26 protein-coding genes and 1 tRNA gene are annotated in these 24,150 nt (G+C 61.5%); 7 read left to right on the forward strand and 20 right to left on the reverse strand.

Translation table 11 applies throughout. The features are described from left to right. Nucleotides 1-23: 23 nt before the first annotated feature. The 3 genes from I6L38_RS14975 to I6L38_RS14985 form a co-directional block, all read right to left on the reverse strand. Nucleotides 24-269 (reverse strand): hypothetical protein, encoded by a 246-nt coding sequence (locus I6L38_RS14975; RefSeq protein WP_005309486.1) that lies wholly within the window; start codon nt 267-269, stop codon nt 24-26. Between the two features lie 309 nt (nt 270-578). Then, the gene (locus tag I6L38_RS14980; RefSeq protein ID WP_201885138.1) at nt 579-1,628 is read right to left on the reverse strand and encodes an oxidoreductase; all 1,050 of its coding nucleotides are present in this window, start codon (nt 1,626-1,628) and stop codon (nt 579-581) included. 108 nt (nt 1,629-1,736) lie between these two features. Next, nucleotides 1,737-2,900 carry a multidrug effflux MFS transporter gene (locus tag I6L38_RS14985; RefSeq protein WP_195879583.1) on the reverse strand — a complete coding sequence of 388 codons (1,164 nt, stop codon included), beginning with the start codon at nt 2,898-2,900 and terminating at the stop codon, nt 1,737-1,739. Between the two features lie 221 nt (nt 2,901-3,121). Here I6L38_RS14985 and rdgB point away from each other — a divergent pair, with 221 nt between their 5' ends. Both rdgB and hemW read left to right on the forward strand, forming a co-directional pair. Beyond that, on the forward strand, nt 3,122-3,718 hold the full coding sequence (rdgB, locus tag I6L38_RS14990) for an RdgB/HAM1 family non-canonical purine NTP pyrophosphatase (RefSeq protein ID WP_201885137.1): 597 nt from the start codon (nt 3,122-3,124) through the stop codon (nt 3,716-3,718). Between the two features lie 133 nt (nt 3,719-3,851). Beyond that, nucleotides 3,852-4,997, forward strand: a complete 1,146-nt coding sequence (gene hemW / locus I6L38_RS14995) for a radical SAM family heme chaperone HemW (protein ID WP_201885136.1) — start codon at nt 3,852-3,854, stop codon at nt 4,995-4,997. Between the two features lie 253 nt (nt 4,998-5,250). On the opposite strand, the gene I6L38_RS15000 is transcribed toward hemW, so the two are convergent. The 3 genes from I6L38_RS15000 to zntR form a co-directional block, all read right to left on the reverse strand. Further along, nucleotides 5,251-5,469 carry an alternative ribosome-rescue factor A gene (locus I6L38_RS15000; protein ID WP_043125097.1) on the reverse strand — a complete coding sequence of 73 codons (219 nt, stop codon included), beginning with the start codon at nt 5,467-5,469 and terminating at the stop codon, nt 5,251-5,253. Nucleotides 5,470-5,596: 127 nt separating this feature from the next. Next, nucleotides 5,597-6,133 (reverse strand): dihydrofolate reductase family protein, encoded by a 537-nt coding sequence (locus tag I6L38_RS15005; RefSeq protein WP_201881448.1) that lies wholly within the window; start codon nt 6,131-6,133, stop codon nt 5,597-5,599. Next, nucleotides 6,123-6,560: a Zn(2+)-responsive transcriptional regulator gene (gene zntR / locus I6L38_RS15010; RefSeq protein ID WP_005309469.1), complete on the reverse strand. Its 438-nt coding sequence runs from the start codon at nt 6,558-6,560 to the stop codon at nt 6,123-6,125. The genes I6L38_RS15005 and zntR overlap by 11 nt, the downstream gene beginning before the upstream one ends. Nucleotides 6,561-6,969: 409 nt before the next feature. Here zntR and purH point away from each other — a divergent pair, with 409 nt between their 5' ends. From purH to I6L38_RS15030, 4 genes are all read left to right on the forward strand, one after another. Beyond that, entirely contained in the window at nt 6,970-8,562 is a 1,593-nt protein-coding gene (gene purH / locus I6L38_RS15015) for a bifunctional phosphoribosylaminoimidazolecarboxamide formyltransferase/IMP cyclohydrolase (RefSeq protein WP_201885135.1), read from the forward strand. 110 nt (nt 8,563-8,672) lie between these two features. Then, complete coding sequence (gene purD, locus I6L38_RS15020) at nt 8,673-9,962, forward strand: phosphoribosylamine--glycine ligase (RefSeq protein ID WP_024941404.1); 1,290 nt, start codon at nt 8,673-8,675, stop codon at nt 9,960-9,962. 255 nt (nt 9,963-10,217) lie between these two features. Next, entirely contained in the window at nt 10,218-10,592 is a 375-nt protein-coding gene (locus I6L38_RS15025) for a cytochrome b562 (protein ID WP_005309462.1), read from the forward strand. Then, nucleotides 10,573-11,139, forward strand: coding sequence for a cytochrome b/b6 domain-containing protein (locus tag I6L38_RS15030; RefSeq protein WP_201885134.1), 567 nt, complete (start codon nt 10,573-10,575; stop codon nt 11,137-11,139). The genes I6L38_RS15025 and I6L38_RS15030 overlap by 20 nt, the downstream gene beginning before the upstream one ends. Before the next feature lie 67 nt (nt 11,140-11,206). Here I6L38_RS15030 and I6L38_RS15035 read toward each other — a convergent pair. From I6L38_RS15035 to rpsU, 5 genes are all read right to left on the reverse strand, one after another. Further along, nucleotides 11,207-11,283, reverse strand: a tRNA-Ile gene (locus I6L38_RS15035). Nucleotides 11,284-11,476: 193 nt separating this feature from the next. Then, nucleotides 11,477-13,372 (reverse strand): RNA polymerase sigma factor RpoD, encoded by a 1,896-nt coding sequence (gene rpoD, locus I6L38_RS15040; protein WP_264082799.1) that lies wholly within the window; start codon nt 13,370-13,372, stop codon nt 11,477-11,479. A 183-nt stretch (nt 13,373-13,555) separates the two neighbouring features. Then, a complete protein-coding gene (gene dnaG / locus I6L38_RS15045; protein WP_017764736.1) occupies nt 13,556-15,343 on the reverse strand; it encodes a DNA primase in 1,788 nt (595 codons plus the stop codon). An 88-nt stretch (nt 15,344-15,431) separates the two neighbouring features. Further along, complete coding sequence (locus I6L38_RS15050) at nt 15,432-15,875, reverse strand: GatB/YqeY domain-containing protein (RefSeq protein WP_017764737.1); 444 nt, start codon at nt 15,873-15,875, stop codon at nt 15,432-15,434. A 15-nt stretch (nt 15,876-15,890) separates the two neighbouring features. Beyond that, nucleotides 15,891-16,106: a 30S ribosomal protein S21 gene (gene rpsU / locus I6L38_RS15055; protein WP_005309452.1), complete on the reverse strand. Its 216-nt coding sequence runs from the start codon at nt 16,104-16,106 to the stop codon at nt 15,891-15,893. 179 nt (nt 16,107-16,285) lie between these two features. Between rpsU and tsaD the strand changes: the two genes are divergently transcribed. Then, nucleotides 16,286-17,299: a tRNA (adenosine(37)-N6)-threonylcarbamoyltransferase complex transferase subunit TsaD gene (tsaD, locus tag I6L38_RS15060; protein ID WP_043170407.1), complete on the forward strand. Its 1,014-nt coding sequence runs from the start codon at nt 16,286-16,288 to the stop codon at nt 17,297-17,299. A gap of 84 nt (nt 17,300-17,383) precedes the next feature. Here the strand turns inward: tsaD and rpoS are convergent, their stop codons facing one another. From rpoS to ftsB, 9 genes are read right to left on the reverse strand one after another with little or no spacing between them, the layout of a single operon-like run. Next, nucleotides 17,384-18,367, reverse strand: coding sequence for an RNA polymerase sigma factor RpoS (gene rpoS / locus I6L38_RS15065; protein WP_005309444.1), 984 nt, complete (start codon nt 18,365-18,367; stop codon nt 17,384-17,386). A 47-nt stretch (nt 18,368-18,414) separates the two neighbouring features. Further along, nucleotides 18,415-19,470: a peptidoglycan DD-metalloendopeptidase family protein gene (locus tag I6L38_RS15070; protein ID WP_043170409.1), complete on the reverse strand. Its 1,056-nt coding sequence runs from the start codon at nt 19,468-19,470 to the stop codon at nt 18,415-18,417. Between the two features lie 9 nt (nt 19,471-19,479). Beyond that, the gene (locus tag I6L38_RS15075) at nt 19,480-20,061 is read right to left on the reverse strand and encodes a YqaA family protein (RefSeq protein WP_043170411.1); all 582 of its coding nucleotides are present in this window, start codon (nt 20,059-20,061) and stop codon (nt 19,480-19,482) included. Then, a complete protein-coding gene (locus tag I6L38_RS15080) occupies nt 20,058-20,675 on the reverse strand; it encodes a protein-L-isoaspartate(D-aspartate) O-methyltransferase (protein ID WP_005309437.1) in 618 nt (205 codons plus the stop codon). The genes I6L38_RS15075 and I6L38_RS15080 overlap by 4 nt, the downstream gene beginning before the upstream one ends. 4 nt (nt 20,676-20,679) lie before the next feature. Beyond that, nucleotides 20,680-21,426, reverse strand: coding sequence for a 5'/3'-nucleotidase SurE (surE, locus tag I6L38_RS15085; protein WP_043170413.1), 747 nt, complete (start codon nt 21,424-21,426; stop codon nt 20,680-20,682). Next, on the reverse strand, nt 21,407-22,465 hold the full coding sequence (truD, locus tag I6L38_RS15090; protein ID WP_201881385.1) for a tRNA pseudouridine(13) synthase TruD: 1,059 nt from the start codon (nt 22,463-22,465) through the stop codon (nt 21,407-21,409). Before truD ends, surE begins: the two co-directional genes overlap by 20 nt. Next, nucleotides 22,465-22,941: a 2-C-methyl-D-erythritol 2,4-cyclodiphosphate synthase gene (ispF, locus tag I6L38_RS15095; RefSeq protein WP_017764741.1), complete on the reverse strand. Its 477-nt coding sequence runs from the start codon at nt 22,939-22,941 to the stop codon at nt 22,465-22,467. The genes truD and ispF overlap by 1 nt, the downstream gene beginning before the upstream one ends. Next, nucleotides 22,938-23,669 carry a 2-C-methyl-D-erythritol 4-phosphate cytidylyltransferase gene (ispD, locus tag I6L38_RS15100; protein ID WP_043170416.1) on the reverse strand — a complete coding sequence of 244 codons (732 nt, stop codon included), beginning with the start codon at nt 23,667-23,669 and terminating at the stop codon, nt 22,938-22,940. The genes ispF and ispD overlap by 4 nt, the downstream gene beginning before the upstream one ends. Beyond that, nucleotides 23,662-23,979, reverse strand: coding sequence for a cell division protein FtsB (ftsB, locus tag I6L38_RS15105; RefSeq protein ID WP_005309428.1), 318 nt, complete (start codon nt 23,977-23,979; stop codon nt 23,662-23,664). Before ftsB ends, ispD begins: the two co-directional genes overlap by 8 nt. Nucleotides 23,980-24,150 lie beyond the last annotated feature (171 nt).

A 24,150-nucleotide genomic window follows, 5' to 3' on the forward strand; every position in this document is an offset into this window, starting at 1 on the left:
CGTTCTTCAGATGAGGTGCAGGCTTAGTTGGCCTTGGCATCGCTCACTGCGGCTTCTGCCTTGGTGGCTACGTCAGCGGCAGCCTTCTCAACGGTTGCAGTCGCTTCGGAAGCAGCCTTCTCTACGGTAGAGGTGGCTTCGCTAGCAGCTTTCTCAACAGTTGCAGCAACGTCGGCGGCCGGAGTAGCGGCCGGAGCGGCGGCTTCTTCTTTCTGACCACAAGCGGTCAACATCAGACCCAGGATACCGGCTACCAGTACTTTGTTCATGTGCATACCCTCAGAAAAATATGGAGAGATGGTTGGTACAACCATCACAGTGCGTCCTTTCACCCGGTGAAAAACCCATATGCCGGGAGCCAAGAGGCGCGCGAAATATATCCCCATACGCGCCCAATGAAAACGAGTATCACAATGATATTTTCTCGTTGGCTGGATGAAAAGAACTACTACAACGACAAACATTAATACAAAACACTGTAAATGGCGCAGTTTTGTACAATAGAACGCCACAGGCCCCGTGATGGCTGGCAATAAACGGCTATTGCATGGTGCCGGCCATCACGCGCGGACCCCGCCTCAGTCAGACAGGATCTGACAAGCCAGCCGCTTACCCTCGCGGGCGCTGTCGCGGGCCAGGTCCAGCAGCGCCATCACCGCCAGCGCCTCGCCGGCCGGCACCGGGTTGTCGCCTTCCCCACGGATGGCGGCGCAGACGCCGCGATAGTAGGCGCCGTAATCCCCCGCCTCGCCGGCCACGCTCTGCTGCTGCAGCTGACCATCGCGGATCCGGCTGAGCTGGCCGGGTTCGTTGTCCACGCCCCAGTCTGCCGCCGGCGGCCGCATGCCGAGCTTGAGCTGCTCCTCCTGCACATCCATGCCGAACTTGATGAAGGACCCCTCGCTGCCGTGGATGACGAAACGCGGCATGGTGGCCGACACCAGGCAGCTGCCGTGCAGCACGACCCGCATCTCGCCATAGCCCAGCACCACATGGAAGTAGTCATCCGCCAGGGCGCCGGGGCGCTGCTGGGCCAGATCCGCCTGCAGCCAGTCCGGCTGACCGAACAGCTGCAGCGACTGATCGAGGATATGGGGGCCGAGATCAAACCAGAGGCCGGAGCCCGGGCCACCCGCCTCGCGCCAGCGCTGACGCACCTCGGGACGATAGCGATCAAAGTGGGATTCGAACTGGGCAACCTGGCCGAGCGCCCCCTCAGCCAGCAGGCGGCGTACGGTGAGAAAGTCCCCGTCCCAGCGCCGGTTGTGGAAGATGCTGAGCAGTCGCTGCTGCTTCTCCGCCAGCTCGACCAGCGCCTTCGCCTCGACCAGATCCAGGGCGAACGGCTTGTCGATCACTACGTGCTTGCCGGCCAGCAGCGCCTCGCGGGCGATGGGGGCATGGGTGTCGTTGGGAGTGGCGATCACCACCAGGTCGACCGAGGGGTCCGTCAGCACCTCGGCCAGCGAACCGACCCGGCAGTCGGGCAGATCGCTCTGCACCTTGGCGGCATCGCGGCTCACCACCCAGCCGAGGGAGAGCCCGGGCGTGCTGGTCAGAAACGGGGCGTGAAAGGTTTGGCCTGCAAAGCCGTAACCCACCAGGGCGGCATTGATTGTGTGGCTCATCCGGTTTTCTCCACGGGTAGCTGTGTCATGAGATGCAGGCAAACCTTTGGCCTGCCAAAAGAGAAGGGGGCCCAAGGCCCCCTGAGTGTGCCCATCAGAGCACAGGATTTATTGCAAACACAAGCGCCGGCCCTGGCGGGTCATCAGCACCAGCAGCGGGGGCAGCAACAGCCACATGTGCAGTGCCAGCTGGTTCAGCGGGTCGTGCATCAGCGCGCCGATGAAGCCCACCAGCGCACCGGAGCCGCTCATCTGGAACAGGCCGAGCAGGGCGGCGGCGGTACCGGCGCAGTGACCGAATGGTGCCAGCGCCATGCCGGCGGCAGAACCCAGGATCATGGCAAAGCCGATGCTGGAGAGGAACACCGGGCCCATCATGGCCAGCGGATGATCGATGTGCATCGACAGGCTCAGGGAGATGGCGGAGAGCAGCAGCACCAGCAGACCGATGCGCAGGGTGCGTCTTGGCCCCACTCTGGCGATGAAACGGGGCGCCAGGAAGCAGGCCAGGATGTTGAGCGCTGCGTTGGCCGCAAACCAGTAGCTGAAGCCGCTCATGTCCAGCCCCAGCCGCACCATCAGTTGCACCGGCGCCGCGGTGACATAAGCCAGGATCACCGCCATCGCCAGCATGCACAGCGTCGCGTTGAACAGGAAGCTCGGGGAGCGCAGCACCGGGCTGTAGCGCGACCAGCTGATGAGCGGGCCGCCGCTGCGGGTCTCTTCCGGTCGGGTCTCCGGCATCCGCCACAGCAGCCAGCTGCCGACGATGGCCGCATAACCGGCCATAAACCAGAAGTTGGCCGACCAGCCCGCCTTGGCGGTGAGCCAGCCACCGAGCAAGGGGGCCAACGCCGGAATGAAACAGATGGCACCGTTCAGGTAGGAGATCATCTGACCGCTCTTCTTGGGGCCGTAGCTGTCACGTACCACCGAGAAGGCGGCCACCGAGGTGGCACAGGCGCCGAGGCCCTGCAGCACCCGCGCCAGCATCAGCTCGCCGAGGCTCGCGGCAAAGCCGGCACCCAGGGCGCTCAGACCGTAGAGCAGCACACCGCCGAGGGCGATGGGCTTGCGCCCGTAGCGGTCGGCCAGCGGCCCCACCAACAGTTGCCCCAGTCCCATGCTGAACAGGAACCAGGTAATGGTGCCCTGCATCAGGGTCACCTCGGCGCCCAGCTGCTCGGCCATCTGCGGAATGGCGGGCAGGTAGATGTCGATGGCCAGCGGACTGAACAGCACTAGGAGTACAAGCAGAAGAATCAATGGCATCAGTCACCTCGTGGCATGGGGAAATGGATTGGGGCGCGAGTCTACTGACTCACAGTAATGAATTGAAATGGTATTTAATCACTTCTGTTATTCCATTCAGGAAACATTCATTTTATTCACATCTTGCCATGACCCCGGTGAGGGTGATCCAAGGCAATTGGCGCTTTTCCTGGACGCCAGCCCCGCATAGAATGCGCAGATTATTTTTGCGGAGGTGCTCGATGAACAAGCTTGTCCTGGCAACAGGGAACCAGAAAAAGGTGAAGGAATTGGCCGCCATGCTGGCCGATATGAAGATCCAGGTGATCCCACAGAGCGAGTTTGCGGTCTCCGATGCCGACGAGACCGGCACCACCTTCGTCGAGAATGCCATCATCAAGGCCCGCCACGCCGCCCGCGTCACCGGCCTGCCGGCGGTTGCCGACGACTCCGGCCTGGAAGTGGATCTGCTGCACGGCCGCCCCGGCGTCTACTCCGCCCGTTTTGCCGGCGCCGGTGCCAGCGACAAGGAGAACATCGACAAGCTGCTGGGCGAGCTGAAAGGGGCCCCCGAGTACCTCAAGAGCGCCCGCTTCTGGTGCGTGCTGGTCTACATGCGCCACGCCGACGATCCCACCCCCGTCATCTGCCAGGCGAGCTGGGAAGGGATGATCATCGACGAGCCGCGCGGTCAGCACGGCTTCGGCTACGACCCCGTGTTCTTCGTCCCCGATCACGACTGCACCTCGGCCCAGATGCCGGCCGAGCTCAAGAACCAGCTCAGCCACCGTGGCCAGGCCCTGGCCAAGCTCAAAGCGGCCCTGGCGGCGGTCAACTAAAGCACTGTCTCCCGCCGCGTTGTCATCTACAATGGGGGCCGTCGGCCCCCGTTTCGTTCGCGGCGCCCCGGCCCGTTGTCATCGACGACAAGTGCAACCCGACCCCTTTTGATTGTTGAATACTGGAAACCCCATGCTGCAACTGCCGCCCCTCTCCCTCTATATCCACGTGCCCTGGTGTGTCCAGAAGTGCCCCTACTGCGACTTCAACTCCCACGCCCAGAAGGGGGAGCTGCCCCACCTCGAGTATGTGGCCGCCCTGCTGGAGGATCTGGAGCAAGACCTGCACTGGGCCCAGGGGCGCCCCCTCTCCTCCATCTTCATCGGTGGCGGCACGCCGAGCCTGCTCTCCGTGGAGGCCATGCAGGTGCTGCTGGACGGGGTGCGCGCACGCATCGAACTCACTGCGGACTGCGAGATCACCATGGAGGCCAACCCGGGCACGGTGGAGGCGGACAAGTTCGCCGGCTTCCAGCGGGCAGGCATCAACCGCATCTCCATCGGGGTGCAGAGCTTCCAGCAGGAGAAGCTGACCCGCCTCGGCCGCATCCACGGCCCCGAGGAGGCGCGCAAGGCCGCCGAACTGGCCCACGCCATCAAGCTTCCTACTTTCAACCTGGATCTGATGCACGGCCTGCCGGATCAGAGCCTGGACGATGCACTCTACGACCTGCAGCAGGCTATCGACTGTGCGCCGCCGCATCTCTCCTGGTATCAGCTCACCATAGAGCCGAACACGGCGTTTGCCTCCAAGCCGCCCAAACTGCCGGAAGATGACACCCTGTGGGAGATCTACGAGCAGGGCCACGCCATGCTGACCGCCAAGGGCTATCAGCAGTACGAGATCTCGGCCTATGCCAAGGCGGGCTACCAGTGCCGCCACAACCTCAACTACTGGCGCTTCGGCGACTATCTGGGGATCGGCTGCGGCGCCCACGGCAAGGTGACGGATCTCGCCAACCAGCAGATCCTGCGCACCGCCAAGGTGAAGCACCCGAAAGGCTATCTGGATCCGAGCCGTCCCTATCTGGACGAGCAGTGGCAAGTGAGTGCGGACGATCTGCCGCTCGAGTACTTCATGAACCGGTTCAGATTGTTTGAACCGGCCCCCAAGGCGGAGTTCGAGGCCTACACCGGCCTTGAATTGGAGCGGGTAGAAACCATGCTGACCATCGCCCAGAGCAAGGAGTTGATCGAAGATCTCGGCGACAGCTGGCAGCTCACCCCCCTCGGCCATCGCTATCTCAACGTGCTGCTCGAACTCTTTATGGACGAGTGAATACGGGTTCACTCTCTTGCGGCAAGAGAGTGAATCAGCACCAGCGAATAGAAAAACAATCAGGGCGCCATTGGCGCCCTGATTGTTTTGGTTCCAAGAACTGTTCACGGTCTGTCGCGAGAGGCTGTCAGCAAGGTGAAGAGCAGCGCAGGAACCGGAGTGTGTAAGTACACATGAGGATTGCGAGCAGCACATGAGCCTTGATCACGGCCTCGCAGCAAGATCGTGGACAGGTGCCAAAGCAGGAACCCGCTCAGCAGCAGACGCTTACCATCTGCTGTTGGCCGGGCTCCCACCGCTTGCCGTGCTTGGCCTTGCGCTGATAACTGCCCTTGCCCTTCTTGCTCGGTTCGACCCGGGCCTGGAACAGGGGGGAGGTCACCAGTGCCTTGAGGTGGTTGTCCTGAATGATGCCGCGCAGATGTTCGCAGGCGGGCTCGGTGGTGACCCGGGTCACCTTCTTCTTAGCCATATCGGCTCCTTGATGGGATTGTCGTGTTTGCCCAGCGCCCCTGCCCCCACAGAATCGGGGCAGGCGGCGAAAAACGCGCCGATTGTGCGCCTCTCTCGGCCCGCCTGCAAGAGTGCTGGCGGGATCCTCAGGCCGGTTGATAAACGACCCGCACCAGCCCGCTCGGCAGCACGGTGCTCGACACCGGTACCAGCGCGCCGGGCAGCGATCCTGCAAAGAGCGGCACCCCACGCCCCAGGGTGACCGGCACCCAGAACAGGATCAGCTCGTCCACCAGCGCGGCCTGCAGCCCCTGCCTAACCACCTCACCGCCATCCAGATAGAGGTGGCGGCTGCCCACCTGCCACAGCTCGTCCAGCACCTGCGCCAGCGCCCCCTGCCGAAAGGAGACATGCTCACGGAGAGCGGCGGGTCTGTGGGTCAATACCACCACCGGCTTGTCACCATAGAACCATTCGGGAAAGGCGCTCACAATGTCATAGGTGTTGCGCCCCATCAGCAGGGTATCAGTACTCGCCATCAGCGCGCCGTAGCCGGTCTCTTCCTGGGAGTCGCCGTTGTAGGGTTCAAGCCAGGCCAGATCGCCCCCCTCCCCGGCAATGAAGCCGTCGAGGGAGAGGGCGAGAAAGGCGGATACCCGGGGCCGGCGCAGCTCAGTGCTCATGGTCATGGTGCTCGTGGCGGGAGGGAGCGCCGGATTCCAGGGTCTCGAGGATGGCGCAGTGCTCCGCCGAGCGCGGGCCGCCGCAGCAGATGTTGGAGAGCTCCCGCAGGTTGTCGCGAAAACGGGTCAGCTCGACGATCTTCTGCTCCACCTGTTCGAGCTTGGTGTCGGCCACCGCCTTCACCTCCTGGCAGGTGACCTTGGCCTTGTTGGTATCGAGATCCAGCAGTTCGCCGATGTCGGCCAGCGAGAACCCCACCGACTTGGCGCGGATGATGAACTCCAGCCGCCGCTTGTCCTGCTCGCCATAGAGGCGATAGCCGGACTCGTTGCGAATGCCTGGCGAGATGAGACCATTCTTCTCGTAAAAACGCAGGGTATCCGCCTTCACCCCGCACGCCTTGGCCAGCTCCCCGATCCGATACATGCCTTTTCTCCCGTTGAATTTGCCACACAGCTACAACCGGCCCCCACTATCGCCCCTTTACCCGGCGATTGCCAGTCGGCAGCGGGAAAGAGGAGGCGGCCACCCTTTTGCCATCAAAACACTGAAAAGACAAACGTTTCACAAAAAACCACCAGAAAACGTTTAACACCGCACCAGACAAGGCTTTGTCACTTTAAAAAATCCACCACGGGTCACATTTTTTGTGTAGAATACGCGCCCACAAGAGAGCGACGCGTCAAGCGGGTATTTCCTAAAACGCTTTTGCCTGGCGGCAGGTTTCAGGCGAGAGCGGTTTGCGAAATCCCCCACTTCCATTTATTTGGGGACTCTCTGTGTTGAGCCTCGCCTCCCATGGAACGGTCCCCGTTATGCTGAGGACGATAGTGTGATGGAACAAGCTCGACCCATTCGCCGTGCACTGCTGAGTGTGTCTGACAAGACTGGCATCGTGGAATTTGCCAAGGCACTCAACGAGCGCGGCGTGGCCCTGCTCTCCACCGGTGGTACCGCCAAGCTGCTGGCCGAGGCGGGTCTGCCGGTGACCGAGGTCTCCGACTACACCGGATTCCCCGAGATGATGGATGGCCGGGTCAAGACCCTGCATCCCAAGGTCCACGGCGGCATTCTCGGCCGTCGCGAGCAAGACGACGCCATCATGGCTCAGCACCACATCTCCCCCATCGACATGGTCGTGGTCAACCTCTATCCCTTCGCCGCCACCGTCGCCAAGCCCGATTGCACCCTGGCCGATGCGGTCGAGAACATCGACATCGGCGGGCCGACCATGGTTCGCTCCGCTGCCAAGAACCACAAAGATGTGGCCATCGTGGTCAAGGCTGCCGACTATGACCGCGTCATCCGCGAGATGGATGGCAACGGCAACAGCCTGAAACTGGCCACCCGCTTCGATCTGGCCATTGCCGCCTTCGAACACACCGCCGCCTACGACGGCATGATCGCCAACTACTTCGGCACCCTGGTTCCCTCTTACGGTGACAACAAGGAAAGTGACGAGGAGTCCCGCTTCCCGCGCACCTTCAACAGCCAGTTCATCAAGAAGCAGGACATGCGCTACGGCGAGAACAGCCACCAGGCCGCCGCCTTCTATGCCGAGGAGCAGGCCGCACCGGGCTCGGTGGCAAGCGCCATCCAGCTGCAGGGCAAGGCCCTCTCCTACAACAACATCGCCGACACCGACGCGGCGCTGGAGTGCGTCAAAGAGTTCGACCAGCCGGCCTGCGTCATCGTCAAGCACGCCAACCCGTGCGGCGTCGCCATCGGCAGCGACCTGCTGGCGGCCTACGAGCGTGCCTGGCAGACCGACCCCACCTCCGCCTTTGGTGGCATCATCGCCTTCAACCGTGAACTGGATGGCGCCACCGCCAAGGCCATCGTCGAGCGTCAGTTCGTCGAGGTGATCATCGCCCCCACCGTCAGCCAGGCTGCCCGCGACGTGGTCGCCGCCAAGCAGAACGTGCGGCTGCTCGAGTGTGGCCAATGGACCGCGCCGGCACAAGGCTTTGACTTCAAGCGCGTCAACGGCGGCCTGCTGGTGCAGGAGCGCGACCTTGGCATGGTGACGCTCGGGGATTTGAAGGTGGTCAGCAAGCGTCAGCCCACCGAGGCCGAACTGAACGACCTGCTGTTCTGCTGGAAAGTGGCCAAGTTCGTCAAATCCAACGCCATCGTCTACGCCAAAGACGGCCAGACCATCGGTGTGGGCGCCGGCCAGATGAGCCGCGTCTACTCGGCCAAGATTGCCGGCATCAAGGCCGAGGATGAAGGGCTGACCGTGGCGGGCTCCGTCATGGCCTCCGACGCCTTCTTCCCGTTCCGCGATGGCATCGACGCCGCAGCCGCCGCCGGCATCTCCTGCGTCATCCAGCCCGGTGGCTCGATGCGCGATCAGGAGGTGATCGACGCCGCCGACGAACACGGCATGTGCATGCTGTTCACCAACATGCGCCACTTCCGTCACTGATGGATCAGGGCCGCTGGCGGCGGCCCTTTTGTTGTCTCTTTTCACCTGGCTATTTTCACCGGCGAAGGCCCCTGGCCCGCCCGTGACCACGAATAGAAGCGAGCGATACGATGAAAGTACTGATCATTGGCAACGGCGGCCGTGAACACGCCCTGGCCTGGAAGGCCAAGCAATCCCCTCTGGTGACCCGGGTCTTCGTCGCCCCCGGCAATGCCGGCACCGCCCACGAAGGAAGCATCGAGAACGTGGCCATCTCGGCGACCGACATCCCGGCCCTGCTGGCGTTTGCCAAGGAGCAGCGCATCGGTCTGACCATCGTCGGACCGGAAGCACCACTGGTGAAAGGGGTGGTCGATGCGTTCCGCGCCGAGGGGCTGGCCATCTTCGGCCCGACCGCCGCCGCCGCCCAGCTGGAAGGCTCCAAGGCCTTTGCCAAGGACTTTCTGGCCCGTCACGCCATCCCGACCGCCGAGTACCAGAACTTCACCGAGGTGGAGCCGGCACTGGCCTACCTGCGCGAGAAGGGCGCGCCCATCGTCATCAAGGCTGACGGCCTGGCCGCCGGCAAGGGGGTCATCGTTGCCATGACCCTGAGCGAGGCGGAAGAGGCGGTACGCGACATGCTCTCCGGCAACGCCTTTGGTGACGCCGGGGCCCGGGTGGTGATCGAGGAGTTCCTCGAGGGGGAAGAGGCGAGCTTCATCGTCATGGTGGACGGCGAGCACGTGCTGCCGATGGCCACCAGTCAGGATCACAAGCGGGTGGGCGATGGCGATACCGGCCTCAACACCGGCGGCATGGGGGCTTACTCCCCGGCCCCCGTGGTCACCGACGAGGTGCATCGCAAGGTGATGGAGCGGGTGATCATGCCGACGGTGCGCGGCATGGCGGCCGAAGGCAACGTCTACACCGGCTTCCTCTACGCCGGTCTGATGATCGATGGCCAGGGCAATCCCAAGGTGATCGAGTTCAACTGCCGCTTCGGCGATCCCGAGACCCAGCCCATCATGCTGCGCATGCGCTCCGATCTGGTGGAGCTCTGCCTGGCGGCCTGTGCCGGCAAGCTGGATCAGGTCGAGGCCATCTATGACACCCGCGTCGCCATCGGCGTGGTGCTGGCCGCCGGCGGTTATCCCGGCGACTACCAGCAGGGCAAGCCCATCAGCGGCCTACCGGTGGAAGAGGCGAGCGGCGAGAAGGTATTCCACGCCGGCTCCCGCATGGAAGGCGACACCGTGGTCACCGCCGGGGGGCGCGTACTGTGCGCCACGGCCCTCGGCCACACGGTCGCCGAGGCGCAGCAGCGGGCCTATCAGCTGGCCGGGCGCATCAAATGGGACGGCGTCTTCTACCGCAACGACATCGGCTGGCGCGCCATCGAGCGTGAACAGCAGCAGTAATGAACAGGGCCCGCAAGGGCCCTCTCTTTAGCTTGCCCTCGGCCAGCCTGGCAGCATGGATCATATGGCATGGTTCGATCGACTCAACATCCTCCTTGCATCTCCCCTCTCCCTGTTACCCTTTGTGACAAAAAACAGCAATATTCACAAACAGTTCACGTACTGTCATGGCATCATGCCTGTGATGAATCCAGATAAGGGTTCATAAGAAGCCACATAGAATCGATAAGCATGTCGTCTAAATAAGGAAATCCCATGTTGAAAACTGTTCGCCCCCTGTTGCTGCCCCTGATGTTTGGCCTGATGACCCTGCCCGCCATGGCCGGTGAGCTGGAGCAGCCGATGAAGAAGATCGGCTTCAACTACAAGCAGGCGGTCAAGGCCGAGGATGCTGCCACCATGGAGAAGTACATCAACGAAATGAAGGCACAGTTCGACATCGCCAAGCAGAAGAACATGCCGGCCGCCAAGAAAGAGAAGTTCCTGGAAGGCATGAACGAAGTGCAGACCGAACTGGATGCCAGCCTGGCAGCCCTCAAGGCGGGTGACGAAGCCAAGGCGCGCGAGCACCTGGCCAAGGTCAACGACCTGAAGAAGGAGTACCACAAATATGCCAAGCAAAAAGGCTGATCCCTTCCACTGGGATAGTCTGGTCCGCCTCACCCACTGGGGTGTGGCGGCCATCTGTATCGGCAACCTCTGGCTCAACGAGGCGGGCGAGGAGTGGCACGAGCGGCTGGGTTACCTGGCCATCGCCCTGATCAGCCTGCGCCTGGCGTGGGGGCTCTCGTTTGCCAGGGGTCATGCCCGGTTGCGAGCCCTCATCCCAAGCCGGGAAGATTTTCGCCAGCAAGCGGTGGAGCTGCGCGAGCGCACGCCACCGGCTCCCGGCCACCACGGCAGCGGCAAGCTGGCGGTATGGACGCTCTGGCTGCTGATCCTGGCCACCGCCGGCACCGGCTGGTTCCAGAATACCGAGATGGGGTTCGAACTGGGGGCTGACGACTGGCACGTCTGGTGCACCTGGGCCCTGCAGGGGATGATAGCGCTGCACCTGCTGGCCATCCTGCTCACCTCCTGGCGCCAGCGCAGCAATCTGGTAAGGCGCATGTTGCCCGCTCGGCGACGCCCAAGCGCCCCCGAGCAGGCCCCCATCCAGCAGGATCAGGGCTCCTGACCCAGTTTGAGGCGAAACGCCAGCAAGCAAAAAGGCCACTCATGATGAGCTGCCTTTTTAGGAAATTTGGTGGCCCCTGCCCGACTTGAACGGGCGACCAATCGATTATGAGTCGACTGCTCTAACCAACTGAGCTAAGGGGCCGAAATGTGCTTTTGCGGCGTGGATTATAGGGGATGTCCGTTAGCCAGTCCATAGGCATATCAACCACTTGGCGAGATTTCATCCATATTCAAGCGGTTCCGTGGTTCATCGTCAGCGCCCCATCGCCACGGATAAAACAAAGCCCCGCATGGCGGGGCTTTTGGGCTGCTGTTCCGGGTTGGAACGTCCGGGATTATTCGTCCAGGAAGCTGCGCAGCACTTCGGAGCGGCTCGGATGGCGCAGCTTGCGCAGTGCCTTGGCTTCGATCTGACGGATACGCTCACGGGTCACGTCGAACTGCTTGCCCACTTCCTCGAGGGTGTGGTCAGTGTTCATGTCGATACCGAAACGCATGCGCAGTACCTTGGCCTCACGAGCGGTCAGACCGGCCAGCACTTCGCGGGTCGCGTTGCGCAGGCTCTCGCTGGTGGCCGCATCGGCTGGCAGGGCCAGGGTGGTATCTTCGATGAAGTCGCCCAAGTGGGAGTCTTCATCATCACCGATAGGCGTCTCCATGGAGATGGGCTCTTTGGCGATTTTCAATACCTTGCGGATCTTGTCTTCCGGCATGCCCATGCGCATGGCCAGCTCTTCCGGGTTCGGTTCGCGCCCCATCTCCTGCAGCATCTGACGGGAGATACGGTTGAGCTTGTTGATGGTCTCGATCATGTGCACCGGGATACGGATGGTACGGGCCTGATCCGCGATGGAGCGGGTAATGGCCTGACGGATCCACCAGGTGGCGTAGGTCGAGAACTTGTAGCCACGACGGTATTCGAACTTGTCGACCGCCTTCATCAGACCGATGTTGCCTTCCTGGATCAGATCCAGGAACTGCAGACCACGGTTGGTGTACTTCTTGGCAATGGAGATAACCAGACGCAGGTTGGCCTCAACCATCTCTTTCTTGGCGCGGCGGGCCTTGGCCTCACCGATGCTCATGCGACGGTTGATGTCCTTGATCTGGGCGATGGACAGACCGGTCTCTTCCTCGATCTGCTGCAGCTTGCCGATGGCGCGCAGCACGTCTTCGTCCATCTCCACCAGACGGGGAGACCATGCCTTGCCAGCCTGCTTCTGGTATTCGAACCAGGCAGTTTCGCACTCGTTGTTGGTGAAGGCCGCGACGAAGGTCTTCTTCGGCATCTTGGCCTGCTCAACGCAGAGTTTCATGATGATGCGCTCCTGCACGCGAACCCGCTCCATCATCTCGCGCATGTTGTTGACCAGGCGATCGAACTGCTTGGGCATCAGGCGGAATTGACGGAACACGTCGGCCAGCTGGGCGATGGCATTCTGGGTATCTTCGTGCGCGCGGCCATTCTGCTGAATGGAGAGGCGGGTTACCTCGTACTGGGCGCGCAGCTCACCGAACTTCTCGCGAGCAACTTCCGGATCCGGACCACCGTCGCCATCATCGTCGGAGTCATCACCATCACCATCTTCGTCTTCGTCTTCATCTTCATCCTCGTCAGCCAGATCTTCCTCGCTGAGCTCGGAGCCGATGTGAGTGGCGGTCGGTGCGACGTCGTCGGTCTCGTTGGGATCGATGAAGCCGGAGATGATGTCGGACAGGCGCAGCTGTTCGGCTTCATACTTGTCATATTGTTCAAGCAGATAGGTAATCGCTTCCGGGTACTCGGCGACGGAGCTTTGTACCTGGTTGATACCGTCTTCGATCCGCTTGGCGATATCGATTTCGCCTTCGCGGGTCAGCAGTTCGACGGTACCCATTTCCCGCATGTACATGCGGACGGGATCGGTCGTGCGACCAATCTCGGATTCAACAGATGCCAGAGCCTGGGCCGCTGCTTCGGCAGCGTCCTCATCGGCGGTACCACCTTCAGCCATGATAAGATCATCGGCATCCGGGGCGTTTTCCACCACCTGGATACCCATGTCGTTGATCATCTGGATGATGTCTTCGATCTGGTCAGAGTCGACAATGTCTTGCGGGAGGTGATCGTTCACCTCGGCATAGGTCAGGTAGCCCTGTTCTTTACCTTTGGCAACGAGGAGTTTAAGCTGAGACTGCGGGGTTTGCTCCATAGAACTCATCCGGTTGGTGTTGCTAGGTTGCGCGTACAGTGCGCTGCTGCGCAAATAGCCAATTCTAATAGAAAACCGCCAGACATGCTATGTCTGGTTGCGGCGTCGGTCATGAGAAACCCCTGCCCGCAGTATTGTCGGGGCCAGGCGGTTATAAAATGTTTGCTTTTAATCCCGTCCATTCGGGCAACGGTATTCATATTGGGGTTAATCACTCAAATATCAAGCCCCACTCTCATTTCTTTTCTCAATCTGCACCTCTCTGATCAGCATCATCAGCTCCTGAGTTTCCTCAGAGCTTAGCCCTTCCTGCGCCACCTTGGCCTGCAATTCCTCGATGCGCTGCTTCAGGAACAGGTTGATGAAACCGACGAAAGTATCCTGCAATTCTCCCAGAATATCGGGCTCCTGGTCGAGCTTTACCTCTTCAAACAGATCGTGCATCGCCAGCTGGGCCAGGATCTCTCCCTCTTTGGTACCGCGCCAGTGTTCCAGCAGGATACCCGTTGTCACCCCAGGTTGAGTCAGGATCTGCTGATGCAGTTGCAGCAGAAACTGGATCCCCTGCAGACGAAGCCCAGCCAGCTCAGGCATGGCCGGCAGTTCGGCGGTGATCGCCGGATATTGCACCATCAGGGCCAACGCCCGGCGCAGTGGTGTCAACTTGGCCGCCTTGGGCTTGCTCACCTCAGCCTTCGGCTGGCTGTTGCGGGCAAACAGTTCGGCGATCCGCTGCTTGTTTTCGCCCCAGCGCATCATGCTGGAGAGGCGGGTAATCAACCCCTCGCGGGTAAAGCCTTCCGGCACCCGGCGGATCAGCTCGGCGGCCTTGTTGGCCACTTCGAACTTGCCCGCCTCACCCGAGAGGGCCGCATCGCGCCCGAGACGTTCGAACATGAAGTCGGCAAACGGCTGAGCCTGGTCGAGCAGCGCTTCGAACCCCTCCTTGCCGATCTGGCGCACCAGGGAATCGGGATCCTCGCCGTCCGGCAGAAAGACGAACTTGAGCTCACGGCCATCCTGCAGATGGGACAGCGCGTTATCCAATGCCCGCCAGGCCGCCTCACGGCCGGCATTGTCGCCGTCGTAACAGCAGACCACCTCGGCCGTGGTGCGAAACAGGGTATGGATATGGTCGCTGGTGGTCGCGGTTCCCAGCGCCGCCACCGCATAATCGATGTCGTACTGGCCGAGCGCCACCACATCCATATAGCCCTCCACCACCAGGATCCGACGCGGATCCTTGTGCGCCTGCTTGACTTCGTAGAGACCGAACAGCTCCCGTCCCTTGTGGAAGATGGGCGTTTCGGGAGAGTTAAGATACTTGGGCGTGCCATCCCCCAACACCCGGCCACCGAAGCCGATGACCCGGCCGCGCTTGTCGCGGATAGGGAACATGATGCGATCGCGGAAGCGGTCATAGCTGCCCGGGCCGCTGTCACGCGGGATCAGCATGCCGCCCGAGATGAGCAACTGCTCGTGTTCCCGGCTGGATCCAAAGCGGCGACGCACCTGATCCCAGTCTCCGGGGGCATACCCGATGTTGAAGCGCTTGACCACCTCGCCAGTCAGGCCTCTGCCTTTCAGATACTCCACCGCCTGCGGCGCGTTCTTGAGATTGCTCTCGTAGAAGCGCGCAATCTGGTTCATCAGCTCGAACAGATCCTTGCTGACGGCCGGTTGGCTATTGCTGGCTCCCCCCGCCGTTTGCTCACGGGGGACCTGCATGCCATGCAGGCTGGCCAGCTCTTCGATGGCATCGGGAAACTCGAGCCCGTCGTACTCCATCACAAAGCCGATGGCATTGCCGTGGGCACCGCAGCCGAAACAGTGATAGAACTGCTTCTCCTGACTGACGGTAAACGAGGGGCTTTTTTCGTTATGAAAAGGGCAGCAAGCCTGGTAGTTCTTACCGGCTTTCTTCAGTCGCACACGGGAGTCGATCAACTCGACAATGTCTGTGCGTACCAGCAGATCATCGATAAAGGATTGTGGGATCCTGCCTGCCATAACCGTCCTGTTTCATTGCGTAGAAAATAAAAAAGCCGCGCATTCCCAGGGAAGCACGGCTTCTTTGACCAAACAAGAGAGTTGCCTGTTACGCCAAGCGAGTTTTCACCTGCGCACTGACGGCGCCGACATCGGCACGCCCCTGAATTTTCGGCTTCAAGACAGCCATGACTTTGCCCATGTCAGCCATGACGGCAGCACCACTTTCAGCGATGGCTTGCTCAATCAGTGCGGCAATCTCGGCTGCGGTCAGCTGTTGCGGCAGGAATTCCTGCAACACAACGATCTCGGCGGACTCTTTGTCGGCGAGATCCTGGCGACCGGCAGCCTCGAATTGACTGATGGAATCACGGCGCTGTTTGACCATCTTGGTCACCACAGCGAGGATATCCTGATCATCGAGCTCGACACGGGTGTCAACTTCACGCTGCTTGATTTCAGCCATCAACAGACGGATCGCGCCCAACCGCTGCTTGTCTTTGGCAAGCATGGCGAGCTTTTGCTGATCCTTGAGTTGATCCTTCAGAGACACGGCATGATCCCTTGATTAGTACAGGCGGATACGACGTGCGTTTTCGCGGGACAGCTTCTTGGCGTGACGCTTAACGGCGGACGCTTTGGCACGCTTGCGAATGGTAGTCGGCTTCTCGTAGAACTCACGGCTACGAACTTCGGACAGGATACCGGCTTTTTCGCAAGAACGCTTGAAGCGACGCAGAGCAACGTCAAACGGCTCATTTTCACGGACTTTGATTACTGGCATGTGCCTTTCACCTCAGTGATAAATTGTTAGCTGACCTTCAATCGATCAGCATGTCTTAAAATGGTGCGAAATTATACTCTGGACAGGGAATGAAAGTAAACCCGCAGAGATCGCTCTGGTTTAAAAAACCCGCGAAGGTTACCATAGCCGTCTCATTTTAGCAGTGAAATTTTTTAGCAATGCGTGTATTGGGCATAGAGACATCCTGTGACGAAACCGGGATCGCGATCTTCGACGATCAAAAAGGGATCCTTTCCCACCAGTTATACAGCCAGGTCAAGCTGCATGCGGACTACGGCGGCGTCGTTCCCGAGCTGGCCAGCCGGGACCATGTGCGCAAGACGATCCCCTTGATCCAGGCGGCGTTGCAAGAGGCCGGACTGGGCAAGGATGACATCGACGGCATCGCCTATACCGCGGGCCCGGGTCTGGTTGGCGCCATTCTGGTGGGGGCCACCATTGGCCGCTCACTGGCCATGGCATGGAACAAGCCGGCCATCGCCGTGCACCACATGGAAGGCCACCTGCTGGCGCCCATGCTGGAAGAGAAGGCCCCCGAGTTCCCCTTTGTGGCGCTCTTGGTCTCTGGCGGCCACTCCATGCTGGTGCGGGTCGATGGCATCGGCAGCTACCAGCTGCTCGGGGAATCCATAGACGATGCGGCAGGCGAGGCGTTTGACAAGACCGCCAAGCTGATGGGTCTGGACTATCCTGGTGGTCCTCTGCTCTCCCGCTTGGCTGAGAAAGGCCTCAAGGACCGCTTCACCTTCCCACGTCCCATGACCGACCGCCCCGGGCTCGACATGAGCTTCTCCGGCCTCAAGACCTTTGCCGCCAACACCATCGCCGCCAATGGCGACGACGAGCAGACCCGTGCCGACATCGCCCGGGCGTTTGAGGATGCGGTGGTCGATACGCTGGCCATCAAGTGTCGCCGCGCCCTGAAGGAGACCGGTCTCAATCGCCTGGTGGTCGCCGGCGGCGTCAGCGCCAACCGTCACCTGCGCGCCCAGCTGGCCGAGCTGATGGAGAGCCTCAAGGGGGAAGTCTTCTACCCACGCACCGAATATTGCACCGACAACGGCGCCATGATCGCCTATGCCGGCATGCAGCGCCTGAAAGCGGGCGTGTTCGAGCCGCTGGCCGTGAAGGCCGTGCCGCGCTGGCCGCTGGATACGCTGGATCCGGTTTGATCCTGTGGATCCAGTCGACATGAAAAAGGGGCCATGGGCCCCTTTTTGTTTTGCCTGGCAACCAGCCAAGACTCTTTGCAACCACTAGTTGGTACGAAACAGCGCCTCGATGGAGAGCCCCTGCCCCAGCAGGATCTCCCGCAGACGGCGCAGCCCCTCCACCTGGATCTGGCGCACCCGCTCCCGGGTCAGGCCAATCTCGGCCCCCACGTCCTCCAGGGTCGCCGGCTCATAGCCGAGCAGACCGAAGCGACGGGCCAGCACCTCACGCTGCTTGGGATTCAGTTCTTCCAGCCAGTGCACTATGCTGGCGCGCATGTCGTCATCCTGGGACTCCAGCTCCGGGCCCATGCCGCGCTCGTCAGAGAGCACATCCAGCAGCGCCTTGTCGCGATCGCCACCAATCGGGGTATCGACCGAGGTGATCTTCTCGTTGAGCTTGAGCATGCGGTTCACATCATCCACCGAGCGATCGAGCGCCTGGGCAATGTCCTCGGCGGTCGGTTCATGATCGAGGCGATGAGAGAGTTCGCGCGCGGTGCGCAGGTAAACGTTTAACTCCTTGACCACATGAATGGGCAGACGAATGGTACGGGTCTGGTTCATGATGGCCCGCTCTATGGTCTGGCGGATCCACCAGGTGGCATAGGTGGAGAAGCGGAAGCCGCGCTCCGGATCGAATTTTTCGACCGCGCGGATGAGACCGAGGTTGCCCTCTTCGATGAGATCCAGCAGCACCAGGCCGCGGTTGTTGTAACGACGGGCGATCTTGACCACCAGCCGCAGGTTGGACTCGATCATGCGCTTGCGGGCGGCTTTGTCACCCCGCAAGGCACGGCGAGCATAATAGACTTCCTCTTCAGCCGTGAGCAAGGGGGAGAAGCCAATCTCCCCGAGATAGAGCTGGGTGGCATCCATCACCTTGTTCAGTTCAGGTGCCATCAGCTCATCGGAAATCGTCTCTTCGGCCTCGGCCGCAACTTCCTGTATCTCTTCTTCTTCCTGACTCTCCAGCTCTTCGTCGAACTCTAACTCTGCATCCTGCATTACCAGTTGTTCTTGGCTCATGGCGTGTCTCCCTGACCTGCACCAGAGTAAGACTTAACTCTCTGGGTCTAACGCTTTGGCAAATGGCTCATCGGGTTGATCGACTTGCCTCTGTACCGGATTTCAAAGTGCAATCGCACATCCGGCGCGTCCGTGCTACCCATGTTGGCAATGACAGATCCGCCCTGCACAGAATCCCCTTCCTTGACCCGCAGCTCATCGTTGTGAGCGTAGGCTGAAAGGTAGTCATCATCGTGCTTGAGGATGATCAGCTTGCCATAACCCCTTAGTGCGCTACCCGCATAGACGACCTTGCCGCCGCTCGCCGCGTAGATGGGTTGCCCCTTCTGGCCGGCGATATCTATGCCCTTGTTCCCCTGTTCTGCAACAGAGAAACCCTCGACGATCCGGCCTTTGGTCGGCCAGTGCCAAGAAAGTCTCGACTGAGGCTTGTTGTCGTTTTTTTGTTCTTTTGCCTGAGCGTATTCTTTTGAAGATGGCTGAGCAACGGTTTTTTGTTTGATGAACGGAGTGGTCGTACCTGACGTCGCCGGCGCCAGGGGTTTGGGACCACTGCTCTGGCTGATCACCGGAGCGGTCACCGGCGAAGTCGCCGCCACCATCTGACCACTGCTCGCCCCGGAGGACTGCACGTTCAGCACCTGTCCCACCTGAAGGGCAAAGGGGGCTCTCAGATTGTTGTTCTGGGCCAGGGTCTGATTCGACATGCCGAACTGGCGACCAATGCTGCTCAGGGTATCACCGGGTCGAACCTGATAGGTGCCCGCGCTGCGTGCCACCGCCATGGTGCTGCCGGAGGCGTCGAGCCGGATCTGCTGACCCGGATAGATGTTGTAGGGGGGACTGATGCCATTGAGGCTGGCCAGCGAGGGCACGTCATTGCCCGAGTTGAAGGCGATGGAGTAGAGCGTATCCCCTTTCTTCACCGTGTAGCTGTTGCCCTGAATGGTGGGCTGGGCTGCCATCTGGCGCGCCGGAATGGTGGAAACAAGACCGTCATTGCCCAGTCCCTGGACGGGGGCGGCGGTCTTGCTGGAAGCGCAAGCAAGCAACAGCCATGACAACACGACGACACTGCTTCCTTGCCAAATACGCGAACGCATAGTGGATCCTCAACGACTAAACCAGAAATAGGCCACGACGGCCAAACCAATACAGAGCCAACCCAGCACATCCACATAGTGCATCAGCTTGCGCTCCATCTTTTCGCCACCCCAGCGCATCAGACCCGCCACCAGGAAAAAGCGCATGCCACGCCCGATCAGCGAGGTCACGATGAAGGGCAGCAGTGCCATTTGCAGCAGACCGGCCGTGACGGTAAACACCTTGTAGGGGATCGGCGTGAAGCTGGCAATAAAAATCACCCAGATACCCCACTGCTGAAACCACTGTTCGGCCACAGCAATCTTCTCCTCATAGCCGACCGACACAACCAGCGGCTGGACGACAGGCTCCCACAGGGCATAGCCGAGCAGGTAACCCACCAGGGCGCCCAGTACCGAAAACAGGGTGGCGAGCGCGGCATAGTGCCAGGCCCGCCGGGGTTTGCCGAGCGCCATGGGGGCCAGCATCACATCCACCGGGATGGGCCAGAACACCGACTCGATGAAGGCGGTGATCGCCAGATACCAGGGGGCATACTTGTGGCGCGCCCACTGCATCACCAGCACATAGAGGCGGGAAAACAACTTCACTCGACATCTCCGTCAATCAGGGGAACAAAACGGACCGGCTCCAGGATCCGGCTGGTGAGCTGGGAGCCCGACCGCTCGATCAGCTGCAGGGTCTGCTGGCTATCCCCCACCGGCAACACCAGCCTGCCACCGTCGGCCAGCTGGTCGGTGAGGGCCGTCGGCACCTCGCTGGCGGCCGCCGTGACCAGAATGGCGTCAAACGGTCCTTTATTGGGCCAACCCAGCCAGCCATTGCCGTGCTTGGCGGAGACATTGTGCAGATCGAGCTGGCGCAGCCGGCGCCGGGCCTGAAACTGCAGCGACTTGATCCGCTCCACCGTGTAGACGTGCTCCACCAGATGAGCCAGCACCGCCGTCTGATAACCCGATCCTGTACCAATCTCCAGCACATGGGCCGGATTGTTCTGGATCAGCAGCTCGGTCATGCGCGCCACCATGTAGGGCTGCGAGATGGTCTGGCCGTGACCGATGGGCAGGGCCGTATTGTCCCAGGCCTTGTGGGCCATGGCTTCATCCACGAACAGCTGGCGCGGCACCTTGGCAATCGCCGCGAGTACACGGAAATCGCGAATGTCCTGCGCGATCAGCTGGTTTAACAGGCGCTGTACTATCACACCTTCATCCCTGCAGGTCCAACCAAGCCCCCAGCCCTGCCAGACTGCTGTAGGCAGTCATATCGATGGTCAGGGGGGTGATCGAGACGTAGCCCTGCTCGATGGCGGCGAAATCCGTGCCTTCTCCCGCATCTTGCTGGCTGCCGGGGGGGCCGATCCAGTAGATGGGCTGGCCGCGGGGATCCTCGGTGCAGATCACCGACTCCGCCCGGTGGCGGTTGCCAAGGCGCGTCACCCTGATCCCCTTGATCTGATCGAGGGGCAGGTCAGGCACATTGACGTTGAGGATCTGATCGGCAGGCAACGGGTGCACCATCATGCCTTTCACCAGCAGGGCCGCGTAGTGGGCCGCCGTGGAGAAATGGGTCTTGCCTACCAGCGAGATGGCCAGCGAGGGGAATCCAAGGTGGCGCCCCTCGGTCGCAGCCGCCACCGTGCCCGAGTAGATGACGTCATCCCCCAGGTTGGCACCGTGGTTGATGCCGGCCACCACCATGTCGGGTTCCGGACGCACCAGCTCGTTGACGGCCAGGTGCACGCAATCGGTCGGCGTTCCCTTCACCGCATGATATCCGGTTTCGGCGATGCGGGTGACCCGCAGCGGTACTTCCAGCGTCAGGGAGTGACTCGCCCCGCTGCGATTGCGATCCGGCGCCACCACGATGACCTCGCCACAGGCGGCCAGCGCCTCGCTGAGGGCACGGATGCCCTCGGCATGCACACCGTCGTCATTACTGACCAGAATTCTCATCGGACTGATTCCTGAAACCATGATCGGCCTCTTCGGCCTGCATTAACTCGCGCACCACGCTGGTGGCAAACGCCCCGGCCGGCAGGAAGAACGACAGGGTCAACACGGCCCCCTCCAGCTGCCAGCTCATGGCCTGCGGCTTGAGCAGTAAGGGACGGCGATCCTGATCCAGCCCCGCCTTCTCCAGCCCCTCGCACCAATCGTGATAAGGCGCCAGCACTGCCTGCTCGAACTCGGCGGCGGCGCCCTGGCTGGCAGAGCGACCACGCCCCCACTGGGGCGCGGTGAGCTGCACGTCGCCAGAGGCGAGACGCGCCTCCAGCTCGGGCGTCACGCTCTCTTCGCTGAAGATGGAGTGGCTGCCTTTGAGCATCACGCAGTCGCCAGCCAGCAGCTGATGGGCCAGCCCCTGCTCGATGCGGGCGCTGACGATGGCGTTGAACAGCATGCTGCGGGCGGCGGAGAGGTAGAGGGAGCGCTTGTTGCGATCCTTGATCCGCTTGCCGGCGAACATCGCCTTGGCGGCCTCCAGATTGTTGCCACCGCGGCCGAAACGCTGCTCGCCGTAGTAGTTGGGCACGCCCTGATCGGCGATGGCCTGCAGGCGGGACTCCAGCCCGTCGGCCTGCTCCAGCGCGGTGAGGCGCAGGGTGAAGTGGTTGCCCTTGAGATAGCCGACTCGCAGCTTCTTGTTGTGGCGCTTCACCTGCAGGATCTGGATGCTGTCGCTCTCGATGACGGAGAGATCAGGCTCTGCCTTGCCCGGCAGGTGAATACCGAACCACTGTTCGGTCACCGCGTGGCGATCTTTCAGCCCGGCCCAGGTCACCGCATTGCGGGCAACCCCGGCCGCATCGGCCAGCAGGCCCGCCACCCAAGCGGTGTTCTCGCCGGTTTTGCGCACCTGGACGAAGATGTGCTCACCCTCGCCGCAGGGTTCAAACCCGAGATCTTCATTGACCACGAAGTCGGCGGCTTGCGCCTTGAGGATGCCGCGGGCAGTGGGCGCCCCGTGCAGGTAGGCCAGTTGTTCGAGCATTATTGTTTCACCAGTAAGACGACGGCTTCGGTGGCGATCCCTTCCTTGCGCCCCGTGAATCCAAGCTGTTCGGTGGTCGTCGCCTTGACGTTCACCCGGTTCAAATCACATTGCAGATCGGCGGCCAGCACGGCGCACATGGCGTCGATGTGGGGCGCCATCTTGGGCGCCTGGGCGATGATGGTCACATCCAGATTGCCGATGGCATAACCCGCCTTCAGCACCCGGGCAAACACGTCCCGCAGCAGGATGCGGCTGTCGATGCCCTTGAATTCGGCCGCGGTATCGGGGAAATGGCGGCCGATGTCGCCGGCGCCGATGGCCCCCAGCAGGGCATCGCTCACCGCATGCAGCACCACGTCACCATCGGAGTGAGCCAGCAGACCCTGTTCATACGGCACCGCCACCCCGCCCAGCATGCAGGGGCCAACCCCGCCAAACTTGTGTACATCAAAACCATGTCCAATCCGGATCATGCCAGCTCCTCTGTGGGTGAATCGGGTCGCGCCGGCCGGCGCGCGTCCTGTTGCTGCAAATAGAGCCCCGCCAGGGAGAGATCCTCCGGCCGGGTCACCTTGATGTTGTCGGCCCGCCCTTCCACCATTCGCACCGGGAAGCCGGCCCGCTCCATGGCGGAGGCCTCATCCGTGATGGTGGCGCCCAGTGCCAGCCCCTCCTCCAGCGCCCGCTTGAGGGGGCCGGTGGGGAACATCTGCGGAGTCAGGGCATGCCAGAGCTCCTCGCGCTCGACGGTGGCGAGGATGTTGCCGGCAGCGTCGGAACGCTTCATGGTGTCGCGCACCCGGCTGCCGAGGATGGCTCCGCCACAGGCCATGGCGGTGGCGATGAGTCGATCGAGATCGCCGTGGGTCAGGCAGGGGCGGGCGGCGTCATGCACCAGCACCCACTCCCCTTGCGTCACGTGCAGCGCATTGAGCACGGAGAAGGCGCGCTCGGCGCCCCCCTCGACCCGCAGGATCCGCTCATCCTGCGCCACCGGGAGGGTGTCAAACCAGCGATCATGGGGAGCCAGCGCCACTATGACCTGACCGATGGCCGGGTGGGAGAGCAGCCGGATCAGGGTGTGCTCCAGAATGGCCATGCCCGCCAGCTGCAGATACTGTTTCGGGCGCTCTGCCCCCATCCGGCTGCCGATGCCGGCGGCCGGCACGATGGCGGTCAATCCGCTGTGATGATCAGTCATCGTAGGCTGCGTCTCCGGAACTGGAGCCCTTGTCTTTGTCCTTGGGAATGATGCGGTAGAAGGTCTCGCCCTGCTTGATGTAGCCAAGATCGTTGCGCGACAGCTCCTCGATAGCCTCCAGGCCCGAGGTCAGGTCATCAATCTCACGATAAATCAGGTTGTTGCGATCCTTGAGTACCAGATTGTCCTGCTGCTGCCGGGTGATGGCATCGGACAGCTCACGATAGTCAGACAGGCCATTCTTCCCCAGCCAGAGGTCGTATTGAAGCCCTCCCAACAGGAAGAGCAGGATAAGAGTGAGTAGCCGCATGCACTGAGTCTCCTTCAAGCGGCCTAGTTTCCCATATTCGCAGGCAAGACAAAAGAAAGCCTGTGTCCCGGATGGGTTCGGTCGGAACAAAAAATGCAGAATTCGGGGATGGGGGTGACACAGACGAAAAAGCCCCGCCGGATGGCGGGGCTTTGTGAAGCCGGAGAACAG

Origin of the sequence: Aeromonas sp. FDAARGOS 1408 (assembly GCF_019048665.1) — a bacterium.
GTDB classification, from domain to species: domain Bacteria; phylum Pseudomonadota; class Gammaproteobacteria; order Enterobacterales; family Aeromonadaceae; genus Aeromonas; species Aeromonas dhakensis.